The organism is Rhodospirillum sp. A1_3_36, assembly GCF_047263945.1.
GTDB lineage: Bacteria > Pseudomonadota > Alphaproteobacteria > Rhodospirillales > Rhodospirillaceae > Rhodospirillum.
Window position 1 is genome coordinate 142,532 of record NZ_JBLAVB010000008.1, and the last position, 17,483, is coordinate 160,014.

Sequence of the window (17,483 nt, forward strand, 5' to 3'; positions counted from 1 at the left end):
CCGGTTTCGGCAGGAGGGCTCGGGGCGGGATCCCGTCGTCAAGCCCGGGCGATCATCACTTGGTTCCGCCCCCGGTCCTTGGCCTCGTAGAGCGCCCGATCCGCAGCCCCCAACAGGTCGTGGGCCGTGTCGCCGTGGTCAGGAAAAAGGGCGAGGCCCAGGGAGGCCGTGGCCGGAATCAGGGTGCCATTGGGTCCCAAAACCTCCAGTTTCTCGATCTTGCGGCGGAGCGCATCGGCCTTGTTCAGGGCCTGTTCTGCAGAGATGTCTGGCAGCAGAACCAGGAACTCTTCTCCCCCGTATCGTCCGGATCGCGCGTTTGCAGGCAGGTTTTCCTGAAGTGCTGCGCCCAAGGTGCTCAACAGCAGATCACCGGTCTGGTGCCCCATTCCGTCATTGATTTTCTTGAAGTGATCCAAGTCGAGCATCAGGAGAGCCAGGGGAGCGCCACGTGCCGCTACGTCGGCGAGGGTGGTCTCCAGGCAGTTCTCGATTGCTCTTCGGTTGAGGAGGCCTGTCAATCCGTCGTGGTCGGCCAAGCGGGCGAGGTCCGACCGCAAAGCCAGATTCCTGAGAGTCAGGCCAATCTGTTCTGCGGCCATTTCCGCGAGATCCAAGGTGCTTTGTTCCCATTTTCCGGCGCAGGACAGGACCAACGCGCCGCCGGTATCGGCGAGGCGCAAGGCGATGTCGTTCCCCGATCCGTCCCCGGCCGACGGTGATCCCCAGGCGATAGGCGCCCGGGCAGGCAGCTCCAGACGCCCCCAAAGGTTTGGCAGTATTCCGGGCAAGGCATCCCGGGCCAAGGCCAGCGCATGGTCCAGACTGGGGCACCCCTGTAGGCGGCTGGACATCTCATTCACCGCAGCGACCATTTCTCCCTGGCGGCGGAGGCTTTCCGTTCGCTCCGCAACGAGTTGGTCCAGGTCTCGCAGACGCTGTTCCTCCCGGGCTTGGTGTTCCCGTTCGGCAGCGTTCTTTTCCTCGCGTAACAAGGTCACCCGCTCTACCAGGGCGAAGGCGAACAGGGCAATTTCTGCCAATTGGCCGAAAAGGGATCCGTTGGCCCCCAGGAAGGAATAGGGGATTGAGAGCGCGGGGCCGATGACCGTCAGGGCGTATGCGAAGATACCCCCGATGAAAAAGCCTTGCCCCAGGAACCACAGACGGGCGGGTCCGTAGCCCAGGTGCCAGATGGCGAAGGCCCCCACCAAGGTCACGACACCGATGGAGATGGCCGTCAGGGCGAGGATTTGTCCGGCCAGTTCAGGAATGCTCAACAGGCAGGTAGCGAGAATGACGACCAGACTCGCCGTGGTTCCCCAACGCAAGCATCGGTCCAAAATGGGAAGGAGCGTCGGCGCGTTGAGGGCGAGGGAGAAAAACCGGACAAGAAACCAGGCAGAGAGGCTTGGAATGAGGGTTTCGTAAGGGTATAGCCAAGGCTGGGGGCCGAAGGCGACCAGGATCCATCCTTGGGTCAGAAGATACCAGAGAACCGCCAGGAAACTGTACAGGCTCAGATAGAGGTAACATCGATCCCTTAGGCCCAAATAGACCAAACCGTTGAAAACGGCCATGATTGTCATGACCCCAAGAGCTGCGGCCAGCGCCCCCGTTTCAAAAAGCTGTCGCTCCCATTCTTCGGCTTCGGTGGTCGCGATCAGGGCGAGCACGATCGGGGTTTCAGAGCGGATCCCGATGAGGACGCGGCTTGTCCCTTTTGCGTCGATCGTGAGAGGAATGCGCGCTTCCCGGATCCCTGGCTCTGGCGGGTAGAGAGTGCCCCGTTGGATGCCCTTGCCAAGCTTGCTCCCTTGGACGGGAAAAAAGGTGATCGACCGCAGGTGGGTGAAGGGAAGGCTCAGGTAGCCTCGATGGGTCCGGTTTCCATGATTGGTAACCGTAGCGAGAAGCCAGACTTGATCGCGTGTAAAACCAACGGACAGGGTCTTCATGGGGCTGAATTGCTCCCGATAAGGGGAAGCGAGAAGGCTGTCGGGGGATGGATGCTCGTCCGCCGGGATTTTCAGGACCTGCGATGCGATGGAGAGGGTTTGAGAGTTTTTATGGAAGGAATGAAAATGGAGCAGCGCGAAGAACAACAAGGGTCCCAGAAAGCCAAAGAAAGGAAGCAAACGGGAGAACCGCCTCGAGCCCGAAAGAGCCTCTTTCGCTGGGGGTGAGGGTGTCACGCTTCTTGATCTCCAGAATTGATATGTAGAAAGAAAACCATACTGGCTGATGAGAAATTGTTGTGAAACACGGTACACGACAGTGTTTTATATTTTTTGGGCGATTGCCCAAACCCATTTGGGGACAAATGCCCCCAAACCACCCTTTTTTAGCCCGGGGTCTGGGGTCTTTCGGCCCCAGCCTCGCCAAAGAAGAGGGGGACGGGGCAAAGCCCTGTGACGGGAAAACATCCCCTGTCCTGTACTGAGGTTGGGAAAGGACGGCTTCTGGAATGTGGGAATCGGTTTTCCAGGTCGCGGACTCGTGATTCTGCCATCAGCTCGTTCCGAGGCATGATGGAGACATGAAACAAAGATCTCCCTTGATGGGCCTTCGCGCCCTGCTCGTCCTGTCGGCTCTTCCCTTTGCCGCCTCTGCGGTGGCTTGGGCCGGGGATCTCACCGCAGCCCAGGCCCGTTCAACGGCACCCACGGTGGTGGAGTTGTTCACCAGCCAGGGCTGTTCCTCTTGTCCTCCGGCGGATGCCCTGTTGGGCGACTTGGCCCGGCGCCCGGACGTGGTCGCGCTGTCCTTTCATGTCAATTATTGGGACCGCCTGGGATGGCCCGATCCCTACGCCACGGCCTGGGGCACGGATCGGCAGCGGGCCTATGCCCAGCGCATGGCCTTGTCCACCGTCTATACGCCGCAAATGGTGATCGATGGACGCACCGACGTGGCCGGATCCCGACCAGCCCAGGTGATGGCAGCCCTGGAAGACAGCCGAGCCCGTGCGTCCGGACGGCTCCCCCTGCGCTTGAGCCGGAGGGGGAATGCCCTCGCCGTGACCCTGGGCGAAGGACCCAAGGGAGAAGGGGGCCTGCGCCTGGTTCTGCTCTCCCTGATCCCCAGGGCGGAGAACGGGGTGAACCGGGGAGAGAACGCCGGGCGCCATCTGAGCCATGTCAATGTGGTGCGCTCCCTGAGGGATCTGGGGGCTTGGGACGGCCGCGCAGAAACGCGGGAGGTTTCCTTGAGCGGAGCGGAATTGGCCCAAAAGGATCGTCTTGCCGTTTTGGTTCAGAGGAGGGACGCTTCCGGGGCACCGGGACCGATCCTGGGCGCGGGAATTCTGGAAGAGTAGGGACGGGAGAGAGTGATGGATTTTGGATGGTGAACACCCATATGGAATACACTGTCACAGTTCTTGATCCGTCGGAGCCCGTCATGCCGAATCCTTTCCATCTCGCCTTTCCCGTTCACGACTTGACCGAGGCCCGCCGCTTCTACGGGGGGTTGATGGGCTGTGGCGAGGGACGGAGTTCCGAAAGCTGGATCGACTTCGACCTGATGGGCCACCAAATCGTTGCCCATTTGGACGAGAAGGCCCAGGCCCGGGGCCGTATCGATAATCCGGTTGATGGTCACGACGTGCCGGTGCCCCATTTCGGTGTCGTTCTCGACTGGGACGACTGGCATCTCCTGGCCGATCGCTTGAAGGCGGCCGGGGTTTCCTTCGTCATCGAACCCTATATCCGATTTAAGGGCCAAGTGGGCGAGCAGGCGACCATGTTCTTTCTCGACCCTTCGGGCAATGCCCTGGAATTCAAGAGCTTTCGGGACATGGGGCAGTTGTTCGCCACCGAATAAGGCCCTCGGCGGCGGCTCGTCCCTGGGCCAGACAGGCGGTGATCAGGTATCCCCCGGTCGGCGCCTCCCAGTCGAGCATTTCGCCGCAACAGAACAGGCCGGGGCGGTCTCGAACCATCAGGCCGTCGTCCAGCGAGGACAGGGACAGGCCGCCCGCAGTGCTGATGGCCTCGGCCAGGGGGCGGGGCGCAAAGAGGGGCAGGGCCAGGGCTTTCAAAGCCCGGGCCAGTGTGCTTGGGCTGTCCAGGCTGTCCGGCGCCAAGTCCCGGACCAGAGCGCTGGCGATGGGCGGGATGCCCCGCCGTTTCAAATGGGTGGCGAGGGACTTGCCGCCCCTGGGCCGGGCCAGATCCGTGGCCAGGGTCTCGAACGTGCGGTCCGGGACCAGATCCAGAATGGGCAGGGCTTCCCCCCCGTTGCTGATGCTGTCGCGCAAGGCCGCAGAAAAGGCGTAGATCAGCCCCCCTTCCACCCCATGGCGGGTCAGGACGAATTCCCCCCGACGGGAGACACCGCCAAAGGTCATGACGACGGGTTTGACAGGGGTTCCGGCAAAGCGCTCCACCAGAACCGGGCTCCAGGGGCGTTCGAAACCGCAGTTCGCGGGCCGGAAGGGCGACAGCGCCAAGCCGATGTTCCCCAGGGGACCGGTCCAGGCCCCATCCGACCCCAGGCGCGGCCAACTCGCTCCCCCGAGGGCAAGGACCGTAGCGTTTGAAGGGACCTGGATCTCTCCTGTTGGCGTTGCGAAGCGATGGCTTGTGGTATCCTCTGCAGCCCAACCCAGCCACCGGTGGCGGAGATGGAAGGCAACCCCTTGGTCGGCCAAGCGCCGGATCCAGGCCCGCAGGAGGGGCGAGGCCTTCAGGGCCTTTGGGAAGATCCGGCCTGAGGAGCCCACAAAACTCTCCTGACCCAAGTCGCTCATCCAGGCTTGGATGGCGTCCGGACCGAATGACCGGATCCAGGGGGCAAGGCGGTCCCGGCTGTCACCGTAACGCGAGAGGAAGGAGTCCGTCGGCTCGGAATGGGTGATATTCAGACCACCCCGTCCGGCCATGAGGAATTTGCGCCCCAAGGTGGCTTGAGCCTCGAAGAGGGCGACGGGAAGGCCCGCCTGTGATAGCCGGTCTGCGGCCATTAACCCAGCGGGCCCACCGCCGATGACCACGACGGATGGCGATGTGCCCATGTTACTTTCCCCGTTTGACCGCTTGGACGGCCTCTTCCATGGACTGCAGGAAGCGGGAGCGATCCTTGCCGGAGAAGCTGGCGGGGCCCCCGCTCACCGATCCGCTTTCGCGCAGGTCTCGCATCAGATCCCGCATGGCCAGCGCCATGCCGATGGAATCATCGGTGAAGGGCTTTCCGGTGGGAGCGATGGCCTTGGCCCCCTTCTCCAGGCACCGGGCGGCGAGGGGGATATCATTGGTGACGCAGATGTCGCCGGTCTCGATATGTTCGGCAATCCAATCATCGGCGGCATCTGGGGTCGCGGGCACGACCACCCTTTGGATGCGCGGATCGCCATGGGGCACGGGAATGGGCTGGTTGCCCACCACATGGACGGTCATACGGTGGCGGTCGGCCACTTTGAGGGCTTCGGCGCGGACAGGACAGGCGTCGGCATCAATGAAAAGAACCAGCACCTTTAGACCTCGCTGGGGGTTGTCGCGGGGGGCGCGACAGAATGTGGGGTGTCTGTTGCCTGCTCGGATGCGGCCGGGTTGTCCACCACGACCCTATTCCGCCCGGTTTCCTTGGCACGATAGAGAAGGGCGTCGGCCCGCTGAATCATGATCCGCAGATCTTCTTCCGCCTGGACGGTGACGCCGATGCTACAGGTGACCTGAATGGTGCCAATGTTGGGAATATCGATACATTTTTCCCCGACTGCGGCGCGGACGCCATCAAAGAAGGTAAAGGCGAGCGCGGGGTGTAAATCCGGCGTGAAAATGTTGAATTCCTCTCCGCCGAACCGGGCCACGATATCGGATTTGCGTTTGATCGTTGTGCGCAGGACCTCCGCCAGGGCCACCAGAACCTGATCGCCCACGTCATGGCCATAGGTGTCGTTGATGGCCTTGAAGTTGTCCAGGTCGACGACCGCGACGGCGGGGCGTCCCCCAGCCCGGAGGGCGGCAGCCAGCGATTTTCCTGCCGCTTCGTATAGGAAGCGGCGGTTGTGCAAGCCGGTTAACGGGTCGAGCTGGGCCGCCTGGGAAAGGGCATTGATATAGTCGAGGTTGTCCATGTTCTGCGCGATCCGGCAGAAAAATTCCTCGCGCAGGAAGGGTTTATTGATGAAATCATTGGCGCCGTATTTGATGAAACGGGCCGATAAGGGTGCGCTCCCCCCCGTGGAGACGCCGATCACCGCCAATTGAGCCCGGCTATGGGTCTTGCGGATCTGCTTGGTTAATTCGAAGCCGTCGACCTTGGGCATGTAGTAATCGGTGACCACCAGGCGGGCGTCTGGGTGTTCCTTGAGCAGCTCCAGTGCTTCCTCTCCATTCGCCGCTTCGAGGACCTGGAATCGATACAGTCGCAGCAGATCGCGGATATAGGCCCGGGCTGTCTTGCTGTCGTCCACGACAATGGCCTTCAGGAGGGAGTTCAGGCAAAGGCGGCGGACCATGGACACCAGGTATTCCAGGCTGGCCGGGCTGTCCTTGGTGACATAGTCGATCACATTAAGGGACAGCACCTGTTCCCGCAGGTCTTCGCTGAAGGCTCCAGTGAAGACGACCGTTGGCAGTTTGTTTTCGGTCATCAGGTCGACGATTTCCCCATTCGGGGCGTCTGGCAGGATGAGATCGATCAGGCAAAGGAAAAGGTCTGCTCCATGGGCGGCGATCGCGGCTCTTGCTTCGGCCAGGGTCTCTGCGGCGATGATGTCAAAGCCCAGGTCCTGTCCAATGCGGCGTTTCAGTACGTGCATGAAAAACTGGGAATCCTCCACAATCAGGATTCTGCCTTGCGGACCTTCTGGTATTAATGTGTCGACCACGCTAACCATGGGCTGTGTTCCGCCTTGTGTTCCTGAACCGTCTGAAAAGCGTCACTCAACTGTACGGGACGGGTCTGATTCTCGGCAATCATTTTACGGAATTGTTTCTCCTGAGCTTCGGACAAGGGAGGAGTCCGGCGAGAAGATGAAGGTTTCAGAACGATCGACTCTTCTTTTTTAGGGTCCGCACAAAAGAAGAGGGAAGGCCGGTCCTGAGCCGCTGATGAAAAGCGAAACGACCTATGGGGAATATCGGTCGGCAAATGTACGGGTGGCTTGCGTCAATGCGGCACGAATACCCGGTTCCAGTGCTGAATGTCCCGCATCGGAGACCATTGTCAGGCTGCTTCCGGGCCAAGCCTTGTGGACTTCCCAGGCCGTCACGGGGGGGCAGACCACGTCATATCGGCCCTGGACGATGGCGCAGGGCAGGTGGGTAATCCGATGGAGCTCCTCCATTAACTGGCCTTCTCGGAGGAAGCCTTCATGCATCATATAGTGGCATTCCATGCGTGCGAGTGCCAAGGCCGCATGGCCATCGCCGCCGTCCGAATGGCGGGGACGCAGGCGGGCGCAAGAATCCTCGTAATTGCTCCAGATCCGCGCAGCGGGGAGGTGGACCGAGGGATCCGGATTGGTCAGCTGGGCATAATAGGTGGCCAGGGGCGTGTTCCGTTCTTCCTCGGACAGGGGGGCGAGCAGGGATTGGGCGGCTTCGGGGAAAAAGCGGCCCATACCGTTCAGGAACCAATCCACTTCGAAGGCTCGGAACAGGAAAACGCCCCGTAAAATGAACCCCAGGCAGCGGTCGGGGTGGGACTGACCGTAGGCAAGGGCCAGGGTACTGCCCCAGGACCCGCCGAAGACCAGCCATGCGTCGATATCCAGGAGGGTTCGTAAACGCTCCATATCCGCCACCAGATCTTGGGTGGTGTTGTTTTCCAACGCCGCATAGGGGCGGGAGCGACCGGATCCGCGCTGATCGAAGACGATGATGCGGTAGCGGTCCGGATCGAAATACCGGCGGCAAAAGGAGGCCGTGCCTGCCCCTGGTCCGCCATGGACAAACACGGCGGGAATGCCTTCCGGATTGCCGCTCTCCTCCCAATAGAGGACATGAGTGGCGTCTACTTTCAGGCGGCCGGTGCGGCGGGGTTCAATGGCCGGATAGAGGTCGGAGAGGGGGTCGGTGTGAGTCAGGGCGCGGGGTTTCCGTTGCGTGTCAGGGGAGGGGAGAGTCTCGTCGGGGGGCTGTTGCGGAGAAGGAGAGACCATATGGCTATCAACATGGCTATCAAGGTCAGACGCGGCGGGGGAGGACGGAAGAAGAAAACGGCGTCGATCCAAGGCGGCGAGCGCCACGCGTCGGACGCTCCCTAAAAAGGGTTTCTTGGATATGGGAGTCTCACCACCTTTCACAGAGTCCTCCGGTGCATTTTTTTCTTCCTCTCGTTTTACTGTCAGGGGCCACCTTTGCGATGGTCCGTGGCCGACTGTGGTCATTTGGAGGGAAAGAATAAGGCGAAACCCCGCCTCCAGTCCCGACAAAAGTCCCGTCTCGGTGCTCATCCGTGCCTCGTCACGAGAATTATATCGGAAGTGATACTTTTTTGCCTTGGTCGTTAGAGGGAAGCCGATGATATGGTGTCTGTGCTGATGAATACTTAGGCAAAAGTAATCAGATGACAAAGGGATGACCGCGTCGGGTTTCTTGGCTTCGGTGAAAGAGCCGGTTTGTCTTAGGGGGGCGCATGACTATCCACGGTACAGACCAAAGCGATCAAAGCGGGGCATTGGCCGATGGGGATACGGATCCAGCGCGGATCGTTGCCTTGACTGCTGATGTTCGGGAAACGACGGAGAGTAAGGTTGCCGAAATACAGGCGGTTACAGGGCGAACGAAAATACTGGCCTTGAATGCGTTGATCGAAAGCGCTCGCGCCGGGGATTTGGGTCGGGGATTTGCCGTGGTTGCCAATGAAGTGAAGGGGGTGTCCGAGGAAATCGCCGAGATCGCCGGGGCCTTGCGGGGGGAGTTGTCGGCCAAGGTGGAATTGCTCGACCAGATTGGCCGCAGCATCGTCGACCACCTCCGAGGTCAGCGCATGGTCGATTTGGCTTTGACGGCCGTCGAGTTGATCGATCGAAACCTGTACGAACGAACCTGCGATGTTCGATGGTGGGCTACCGATAGCGCCGTGGTGGAGTGCCTCGGCCATCCGTCGCCGGAGGCTCAGGCCTATGCTGCCAAACGATTGGGCGTGATCTTGTCTGCCTACACCGTTTATTTGGACCTGTGGATTTGCGATCTGAACGGTCAGGTCATCGCCAACGGTCGTCCGGACCGCTATGGGGCCAGGGGCTATTCCGTGTCTTCCGAGGCTTGGTTTCGCGAGGCCTTGGCAACACGCACTGGGGAGGAGTATGCGGTCGCAGACATTTCCCTGAATGGAGTCCTCAACAACGCGCCCGTCTCCACATACGCTGCGGCGATCCGTGAAGGCGGGGAGGCTCAAGGCGCTGTCCTCGGGGTGTTGGGCATTCACTTCGATTGGGGACCCCAGGCCCGGTCCATCGTCGAGGGGGTCCGTCTTACGGAAAAGGAAGCCCGTCGCTCCCGGGCGCTTTTGTTGGACGCCGAGCTGCGGGTCATCGCGTCCTCCGATGGCGTGGGGATGCTGACGGAAAAAGTGGATCTGCGCACCGAGGGGAAGAGGGCCGGGCATTATTCCCAGCCGGACGGAACTGTTGTCGGCTTTCACCGGACGCCGGGCTATGAGACCTACGACGGTCTCGGTTGGTACGGTTGCATCATTCAGGGGCCCTGATCCGCACCCCTTGAGGACCTCCCCAGAGGACATCCGAATGGAAAAAGGGCCGCCCCTTTCGGAGCGGCCCCTTCCCTAGAACTGGCCCTAGAACAGGCTTGTTCAGCCGGGCGTCTCTTAGAAGCCCATGCCGCCCATGCCGCCCATGCCGCCCATGCCGCCCATGTCAGGAGCGCCGCCGCCCTCCTTCTTCTCGGGGATGTCAGCGACCATGGCTTCGGTGGTGATCAGCAGGCCCGCGATGGACGCAGCGTCCTGCAGAGCGGCGCGCACAACCTTGGTCGGGTCGATGACGCCGGCCTTGATCATGTCGCAGTACTCACCGGACTGGGCGTTGTAGCCGAAGTTGGTGTCGGTGGCTTCCAGCAGCTTGCCAGCAACCACGGCGCCATCGGTGCCGGCGTTCTCGGCGATCTGACGGACCGGAGCCTGCAAGGCGCGGCGGATGATCTCGATGCCGACGTTCTGGTCAGCATTGGCACCCTTCAGCTCGGCCAGGGCGCGCGTGCCGTACAGCAGGGCCACGCCACCACCGGCGACCACACCCTCTTCCACCGCAGCGCGGGTGGCGTGCATGGCGTCGTCGACGCGGTCCTTCTTTTCCTTCACTTCGGTCTCGGTGGCACCGCCGACCTTGATCACCGCGACACCGCCGGCCAGCTTGGCCAGACGCTCTTGCAGCTTCTCACGGTCGTAATCGGAGGAGGTCTCCTCGATGTTGGCGCGGATCTGGGCGCAACGGGCCGCGATGTCGGCCTTCTCGCCCACGCCATCAACGATGGTGGTCTCTTCCTTGGTGATGGTGACCTTCTTGGCGGTGCCGAGCATGTCGATGGTGACGTTCTCGAGCTTGATGCCCAGGTCTTCGCTGATCACCTGACCACCGGTCAGAATGGCGATGTCCTCGAGCATGGCCTTGCGGCGATCACCGAAGCCGGGGGCCTTGACGGCGGCGACCTTCAGGCCACCACGCAGCTTGTTGACCACCAGGGTGGCCAGGGCTTCGCCCTCGACGTCCTCGGCGATGATCAGCAGCGGGCGGCTGGACTGAACGACGGACTCCAGGACCGGCAGCAGAGCCTGCAGGCCGGACAGCTTCTTCTCGTGGAGCAGGATGTACGGATTTTCGAGGTCCGCGATCATCTTCTCGGCGTTGGTCACGAAGTAGGGGGACAGGTAGCCACGGTCGAACTGCATGCCCTCGACCACGTCCAGCTCGGTCTCCAGGCCCTTGGCTTCTTCGACGGTGATGACACCCTCGTTGCCGACCTTTTCCATCGCGGTGGCGATGATCTGACCGACTTCCTCGTCACCGTTGGCGGAGATGGTGCCAACCTGAGCGACTTCGGCGGAGGTCTTGATCTTCACGGACCGGGCCTGCACGTCGGAGACCACGGCCGCAGTGGCGAGGTCGATGCCGCGCTTCAGGTCCATCGGGTTCATGCCAGCGGCGACGGACTTCACGCCTTCGCGGACGATGGCCTGGGCCAGAACGGTGGCAGTGGTGGTGCCGTCACCGGCAATGTCGGCGGTCTTGGAAGCAACTTCCTTGACCATCTGGGCGCCCATGTTCTCGAACTTGTCTTTCAGTTCGATTTCCTTGGCGACGGAAACGCCGTCCTTGGTGATGCGGGGAGCGCCGAAGCTCTTGTCCAGGACAACGTTGCGGCCCTTGGGACCCAGGGTCACTTTGACGGCATTGGCCAGGGTGTCAACGCCCTTCAGCAGGCGGTCACGGGCGTCGGTGGAAAACTTCACATCCTTGGCGGACATTGCATGTTCCTCTTGAATCAGATTTCAGGGGCGGGTGGGTTCGACCAAGTTGGCCAAAGGGGCCACGCCCGGGGAAAGTCGTGTCGAGGCGCCAGACCCCTGGTCCGGCGCCTGGGGCATCCTGGCTTAGCCAGTGATTCCCATGATGTCGGATTCCTTCATGATCAGGTAATCGACGCCATCGATCTTGACTTCGGTGCCGGACCACTTGCCGAACAGGATACGATCGCCGGCCTTGACGTCCATGGGGACGACTTTGCCGTCATCGCCGCGCGCGCCGGACCCGATGGCGATCACTTCGCCTTCCATGGGCTTTTCTTTGGCGGTGTCGGGGATGATGATGCCACCGGCGGTCTTCTCCTCGCTCTCGAGGCGCTTCACGAGAACGCGGTCATGCAGCGGGCGGAAATTCATGGACTAGCCTCCGTCGGAATTGCAAATCGTTGATTTGCCACAATACGAACCGGCGTGATCCGGTGCTGTTAGCACTCGGGGCCGGTGAGTGCCAGAGAGTTAATCCCAAGGCGCTTCGCTGTCAAGAGAAGACACTGGGGCGGTTTTGTGAACGGAGGGTATCGACTCAGGGAGGTAGGACACATGATACAGGCCGGAGGGGCTGTATCTGGAGTGTCTTCGGTTGAAAGTGTGGCGGGTCGATTGAGGAAGAAGCATTCAATGCCGCCGGTTTTATCTCGTTCATATGGTGTTCGAGGGGCAGGAGTGTCACCCCTCTGTTTCTGAGGTTGGTCTGAAGAGGCTTCGGGATTTGATGGGAGGGTCTTGTGAAATGATACGTTATAACATAACGTATTGGCGTTCTGCTCAATTCCTAGTGACCCTGCTGTCTGAACTTTGAGAGACTCCCTTGTCCCACGATCCGACCCCATCCGGTGCGGCAGTCGCGCCTTCTTCTCCAGTTCCTGATGCCCGGACGCGTCAGCTTACGGAGACTTTGAATCTATTGCATCAAACGGAACGGGACATGCGCGCCCATATGGCTCGGGGTGACCGACAGGCAGCCCTGGCCACGGCGGTGCGGAGCCTTGGCGGAATACTGCGCCGAAGCCCGCCATATGAAGAACCATAGCATAGAGAGTCTTCGAGGCTAAATTGGGCGAAGACGCAGGGTATACGACCAAGTCTCATCTTTTTTGTGCGATTGCCCAAACCCCCATTTTTTCTTTAAAAAAATTGGATGCCTGGGGTCTGGGGCCTTTCGGCCCCAGTGGGGGACGGGGCAAAGCCCCGTAACGGGAACCCCCCTTGTTGTGTAAAGTGGCCAAGAAGTGACCCCACTTGATCTCGGAATACTTTAGAGCAAATCCCGAGCAATCTGGAACAGATTGCGACGGGCGGAACGCACGCCGTAGGCGTGACGATTTGCTTCAATATCAGAGGTTCAGCGCATGCCTCAAGGGCGACCTGTCCCGGAGGGGGCATGAGGTTGCATCGATGAACCCAGTCATTTGGTGATTTGCTGCGAAAGAATCGAATCACCAGGACCCGTTATCCGTACTGACGCAAAGCGGCCTCGGCCCGGGCGAGCGCCGCATCGGCCGTATCTGGATAATCGGCCTCCGACACACTGATCCCAACACCCACTGTCAAGCGGCCCACATCCGAGAAATTGGTGTTCTCTACGCGCATGAGCAGGCGTCCGGCCATCACATGCGCCGCTGCTTCGTCCGCTCCGGGGCAGAGGATAGCGAAGGTCGCCCCCTTCCACCGCCCCACGATGTCAGTCGCCCGAGCCTCGGACTGGCACAGCTTGGCGATATCACGCAACAGGCCATCGCCCACGGTCTGCCCGTAGATATTCGTCACCTTGTAAAACTCCATGGGTTTGACCATCAACACCGCATAGGGCAGATGGTCGCGCTTGGCCCGTTCATGCTCAACCAACAGGCTTTCGAAGATCCGACGCCGATTGAACACGCCGGTCAACGGATCCATAGCCGTCAATTTGATGGCCATCTCCTGGGTGGATTCCAGGGACTTTTTCAAGCGTTCCACTTGACCCCGACGCCACCGGGCGGCCGGATACCAAATGAGAAGCGCCCCCAGGGTCGCTCCGAACCCCAAGATCAAAAAGAAATCACTCACCGCTTTCCCTCACGTTTCGCTTTGGAAACATTATGTCTTTCGAGTGTTATCGGCGAATCACGTTAACACCGCAATAAGGGAGCGGGAGCAACGGGCAAATTTGTGGCTTTCGGCGATTTTTGGGCCTCCGCCGACGCTGGGCAAAAAAAGCCGGGGTGGCCTTTCTCGATCACCCCGGCTCCCCCTTGGGGGCACCGCATCCCCCGATGCCCCCTGCACGCAATATTCTCTTATTGGACTTCTCTTATTGGGCGTCTCCTATTTGATCGTTCCCCAGGGGGCCGAGGTCAGGCCGCCTTTTGTGCCCCCGCTGCGACGATACTCACGATATCGTCCATGATCGTCGTCATGTCATAGTCCTTGGGTGTATAGACCCGGGCCACGCCTGCAGCGAGAAGGACCTTCTCGTCCTCGGGCGGAATAATTCCCCCGACCACAACGGGAATATCCCCCAGGCCTTCGGTGCGCATTCGCTCAAGAACATCCGTCACCAGGGGCACATGGGATCCGGACAGAATGGACAGGCCCACCACATGGACGCTTTCCTCCAGGGCGGCGTTGACGATCTGGGCCGGTGTCAGGCGAATCCCCTCGTAGACCACTTCCATGCCCGAGTCCCGGGCACGCACGGCGATTTGTTCGGCACCGTTGGAATGGCCATCCAGGCCCGGCTTGCCCACCAGCATTTTGACCCGACGGCCCAGAGTTGCCGACAGGGCATCCACCTTGGTCCGGACCTCACCCAGCTTGCCCGGAGCGCCGGTGGAAACGGACCGCCCCACGCCGGTGGGCGCGCGGTATTCGCCGAAGACCTGTCGCAGGATCTGCCCCCATTCGCCTGTGGTCGCTCCCGCATGGGCGCAAGCAATCGTGGGTTCCATGATATTGGAGCCTTCCGTCGCAGCTCGACGCAGGGTTTCCAGGCTCTCCTGAACCTTGGCCGAATCGCGGGTCCCCCGCCAAGCCACCAGGGAGTCGATTTGTTCCTGCTCGGCTGCCGGGTCGACGGTCATGATGGCGCCCTCCCCCGCCGCGAGCGGGCTGGGGGCACCTTCGGTGAACCTGTTGACGCCGACAACCACTTGCTCGCCACTCTCGATGCCGCCGATGCGCTTGGCGTTGGCTTCCACCAGCTTCTGTTTCATGTAGCCGGATTCGACGGCGGCCACGGCGCCACCCATGTCGTCAATCCGCGCCAGTTCCGCCCGGGCGGAGTCCTTGAGCGCCTCCACTTTGTTGGTGATCGCCACGGAGCCATCGAAAATGTCCGGAAACTCCAGCAAGTCCGTTTCATAGGCGACGATCTGCTGAAGGCGCAGGGACCACTGCTGGTCCCAGGGACGGGGCAGCCCCAGGGCTTCGTTCCAGGCGGGAAGCTGCACGGCCCGGGCGCGGGCGTTCTTGGACAAGACGACAGACAGCATTTCCAGCAGGATCCGATAGACGTTGTTCTCCGGTTGCTGTTCGGTCAGCCCCAGGGAGTTCACCTGGACGCCATAGCGGAACCGACGGTACTTCTCCTCTTCCACGCCGTAGCGCTCACGGCAGATTTCGTCCCACAGCTCGGTGAAGGCGCGCATCTTGCTGAGTTCCGTAACAAAGCGAATGCCTGCGTTGACGAAAAAGCTAATGCGCCCGACCACCTTCGCAAAATCTGCGGGCGGCACTTGGCCTTGGGCCTTCACGGTGTCGAGCACCGCAACGGCCGTGGCCAGGGCAAAAGCCAATTCTTGCTCCGGCGTCGCACCGGCTTCCTGCAGGTGGTAGGAGCAGACGTTGGTGGGGTTCCACTTGGGAACCTCCTTGTAGGTGAAGGCAATCACGTCGTTGATCAGCCTTAAGGAGGGCTCTGGCGGGAAAATATAGGTCCCCCGGCTCAGGTATTCCTTGATCAAATCGTTCTGCACCGTGCCCTGAAGGTCAGCCCGGGTCGCCCCCTGCCGTTCCGCCGTGGCGATATACAGGGCCAACAGCCAGGGCGCCGGGGCGTTGATGGTCATGGAGGTATTCATCTTGCCCAAGGGAATATCCTCGAACAGGGTCATCATGTCGCCCAGGTGGGAAATGGGCACGCCCACCTTGCCCACTTCGCCCTTGGCCAAGACATGGTCGCTGTCATACCCGGTTTGAGTCGGCAGATCGAAGGCCACCGACAGGCCCGTCTGACCCCGCGCAAGATTCGTTCGGTACAGTGCGTTGGACGCCTTGGCCGACGAATGGCCCGAATAGGTGCGGAAAAGCCAAGGTTTGTCCCGCGTTGTGGCAGGATTGGGTGGGTTGGTCTCGGGCTTCTCGGACATGCTTGTCTCCTTCAATAGTCGGCTACCGTCCGGCCCCAATCCCTCTATCGGGTGGTTTTGCGAACAATAATTACCGAACACCCCATCTGTACGAAACAAACTATCATTTTGTGCATTGCGGGGGAAGGTCTCATTCGGTATCCCTCGTCTCAAGCACGGCGCATCACCCCAGACAATCGGGGGACGCCGGGACCGACAATCCCCCTTTGGAGGACCAGTGATGAGCGACACGGCGGACGTCATCGATCTGAAGCCCGGCCAGGCCCTAAAAGACTTGTATGACCTGGGCGAGATCCCGCCGTTGGGTCATGTCCCAAAAAAGATGTACGCTTGGGCCATCCGGCGCGAGCGGCACGGCGACCCCGAGCAGTCCTTTCAGATCGAAGTGGTCGACACCCCGGAGCTGGACAGCCACGAAGTTCTGGTCATGGTCATGGCCGCAGGCGTCAACTACAACGGTGTCTGGGCCGGCCTGGGAACCCCGATCAGCGTGTTTGACGTGCATAAGGCGGACTATCACATCGCCGGGTCCGATGCTTCGGGCATCGTCTGGGCGGTCGGCTCTAAGGTGAAGCGCTGGAAGATTGGCGACGAAGTGGTCGTCCACTGCAACCAGGACGACGGGGACGACGAGGAGTGTAACGGCGGCGACCCCATGTTCTCGCCCACCCAGCGGATTTGGGGCTATGAGACGCCGGACGGCTCCTTCGCCCAGTTCACCCGGGTTCAGTCCCAGCAGATCATGCCCCGCCCCAAGCATCTGACTTGGGAAGAAAGCGCCTGTTATGTGCTGGTCCTGGCCACCGCCTATCGCATGCTCTTCGGCCACCGTCCGCATGTCCTGCGGCCTGGCCACAATGTGTTGATCTGGGGCGCCTCGGGCGGCTTGGGATCCATGGCCATTCAGCTGTGCGCGGCGGCGGGCGCCAATGCCATCGGGGTGATCTCCGACGAGACCAAGCGGGACTTCGTCATGAGCCTGGGCGCCAAGGGTGTGCTCAACCGTAAGGACTTCAATTGCTGGGGCCAGCTGCCCAAGGTGAACGGGGAGGGCTTCAAGGAGTACATGAGCGAGACCCGCAAGTTCGGTAAGGCGATCTGGGAGATCACCGGCAAGGGCAACGATGTGGACTTCGTCTTCGAGCACCCGGGTGAGCAGACCTTCCCGGTGTCCTGTAATGTCGTGAAGCGGGGCGGTATGGTGGTTTTCTGCGCGGGCACCACCGGCTTTAACCTGACCTTCGACGCCCGGTTCGTCTGGATGCGCCAGAAGCGGATCCAGGGCAGCCATTTTGCCAACCTGAAGCAGGCGGCACAGGCCAACCAGTTGGTGATCGAACGCCGGGTCGACCCCTGCATGAGCGAAGTGTTCTCCTGGGAGGAGATCCCCAAGGCCCATACCAAGATGCTGAAGAATCAGCACAAGCCGGGGAATATGGCGGTTTTGATCCAGGCGAAAAAGCCGGGCCGCCGCACCATCGAGGACTGCCTCGACGGTTAAGAAAGAAGAAGAACGGGGAAACGGTTCAAGAAAGACGGTAGCGACACCGGGAGGCGGGATATTCCCTTCTCCGTCCCCCGGTGTCGGGGCCAAACCAGCGGCGGACCAACTGCTGCGGACATGCGCGATCACGAGACACTCTT

Annotated in this window: 13 protein-coding genes; 4 read left to right on the top strand and 9 right to left on the bottom strand. The window is 61.0% G+C overall.

The window, feature by feature from the left end; all coding sequences use genetic code 11:
* Positions 1-38: 38 nt before the first annotated feature.
* A complete protein-coding gene (locus ACLIRY_RS17135; RefSeq protein ID WP_413206635.1) occupies positions 39-2,273 on the bottom strand; it encodes a diguanylate cyclase in 2,235 nt (744 codons plus the stop codon).
* Between the two features lie 266 nt (positions 2,274-2,539).
* On the opposite strand from ACLIRY_RS17135, the gene ACLIRY_RS17140 reads away from it, so the two are divergent.
* Both ACLIRY_RS17140 and ACLIRY_RS17145 read left to right on the top strand, forming a co-directional pair.
* Complete coding sequence (locus ACLIRY_RS17140; protein WP_413206636.1) at positions 2,540-3,319, top strand: DUF1223 domain-containing protein; 780 nt, start codon at positions 2,540-2,542, stop codon at positions 3,317-3,319.
* Between the two features lie 83 nt (positions 3,320-3,402).
* Positions 3,403-3,825, top strand: coding sequence for a VOC family protein (locus tag ACLIRY_RS17145; protein ID WP_413206637.1), 423 nt, complete (start codon positions 3,403-3,405; stop codon positions 3,823-3,825).
* Here ACLIRY_RS17145 and ACLIRY_RS17150 read toward each other — a convergent pair.
* From ACLIRY_RS17150 to pip, 4 genes are all read right to left on the bottom strand, one after another.
* Positions 3,782-5,017 carry a TIGR03862 family flavoprotein gene (locus tag ACLIRY_RS17150; protein ID WP_413206638.1) on the bottom strand — a complete coding sequence of 412 codons (1,236 nt, stop codon included), beginning with the start codon at positions 5,015-5,017 and terminating at the stop codon, positions 3,782-3,784. The genes ACLIRY_RS17145 and ACLIRY_RS17150 overlap by 44 nt on opposite strands.
* Before the next feature lies 1 nt (position 5,018).
* Positions 5,019-5,471 carry a YaiI/YqxD family protein gene (locus ACLIRY_RS17155; protein ID WP_413206704.1) on the bottom strand — a complete coding sequence of 151 codons (453 nt, stop codon included), beginning with the start codon at positions 5,469-5,471 and terminating at the stop codon, positions 5,019-5,021.
* 5 nt (positions 5,472-5,476) lie between these two features.
* The gene (locus ACLIRY_RS17160; RefSeq protein ID WP_413206639.1) at positions 5,477-6,844 is read right to left on the bottom strand and encodes a diguanylate cyclase; all 1,368 of its coding nucleotides are present in this window, start codon (positions 6,842-6,844) and stop codon (positions 5,477-5,479) included.
* A gap of 231 nt (positions 6,845-7,075) precedes the next feature.
* Positions 7,076-8,035 carry a prolyl aminopeptidase gene (gene pip, locus ACLIRY_RS17165; protein ID WP_413206705.1) on the bottom strand — a complete coding sequence of 320 codons (960 nt, stop codon included), beginning with the start codon at positions 8,033-8,035 and terminating at the stop codon, positions 7,076-7,078.
* 551 nt (positions 8,036-8,586) lie between these two features.
* Between pip and ACLIRY_RS17170 the strand changes: the two genes are divergently transcribed.
* The gene (locus ACLIRY_RS17170) at positions 8,587-9,663 is read left to right on the top strand and encodes a methyl-accepting chemotaxis protein (RefSeq protein ID WP_413206640.1); all 1,077 of its coding nucleotides are present in this window, start codon (positions 8,587-8,589) and stop codon (positions 9,661-9,663) included.
* Between the two features lie 117 nt (positions 9,664-9,780).
* Here ACLIRY_RS17170 and groL read toward each other — a convergent pair whose 3' ends face one another.
* The 4 genes from groL to ACLIRY_RS17190 form a co-directional block, all read right to left on the bottom strand.
* Positions 9,781-11,436, bottom strand: coding sequence for a chaperonin GroEL (groL, locus tag ACLIRY_RS17175; protein ID WP_413206641.1), 1,656 nt, complete (start codon positions 11,434-11,436; stop codon positions 9,781-9,783).
* A 126-nt stretch (positions 11,437-11,562) separates the two neighbouring features.
* Complete coding sequence (gene groES / locus ACLIRY_RS17180) at positions 11,563-11,850, bottom strand: co-chaperone GroES (protein WP_413206642.1); 288 nt, start codon at positions 11,848-11,850, stop codon at positions 11,563-11,565.
* A 1,092-nt stretch (positions 11,851-12,942) separates the two neighbouring features.
* A complete protein-coding gene (locus tag ACLIRY_RS17185) occupies positions 12,943-13,539 on the bottom strand; it encodes a GGDEF domain-containing protein (RefSeq protein ID WP_413206643.1) in 597 nt (198 codons plus the stop codon).
* 287 nt (positions 13,540-13,826) lie between these two features.
* Positions 13,827-15,839 carry a methylmalonyl-CoA mutase family protein gene (locus ACLIRY_RS17190; RefSeq protein WP_413206644.1) on the bottom strand — a complete coding sequence of 671 codons (2,013 nt, stop codon included), beginning with the start codon at positions 15,837-15,839 and terminating at the stop codon, positions 13,827-13,829.
* Positions 15,840-16,059: 220 nt separating this feature from the next.
* On the opposite strand from ACLIRY_RS17190, the gene ccrA reads away from it, so the two are divergent.
* Positions 16,060-17,340 (top strand): crotonyl-CoA carboxylase/reductase, encoded by a 1,281-nt coding sequence (gene ccrA, locus ACLIRY_RS17195; protein WP_413206645.1) that lies wholly within the window; start codon positions 16,060-16,062, stop codon positions 17,338-17,340.
* Positions 17,341-17,483: the final 143 nt, after the last annotated feature.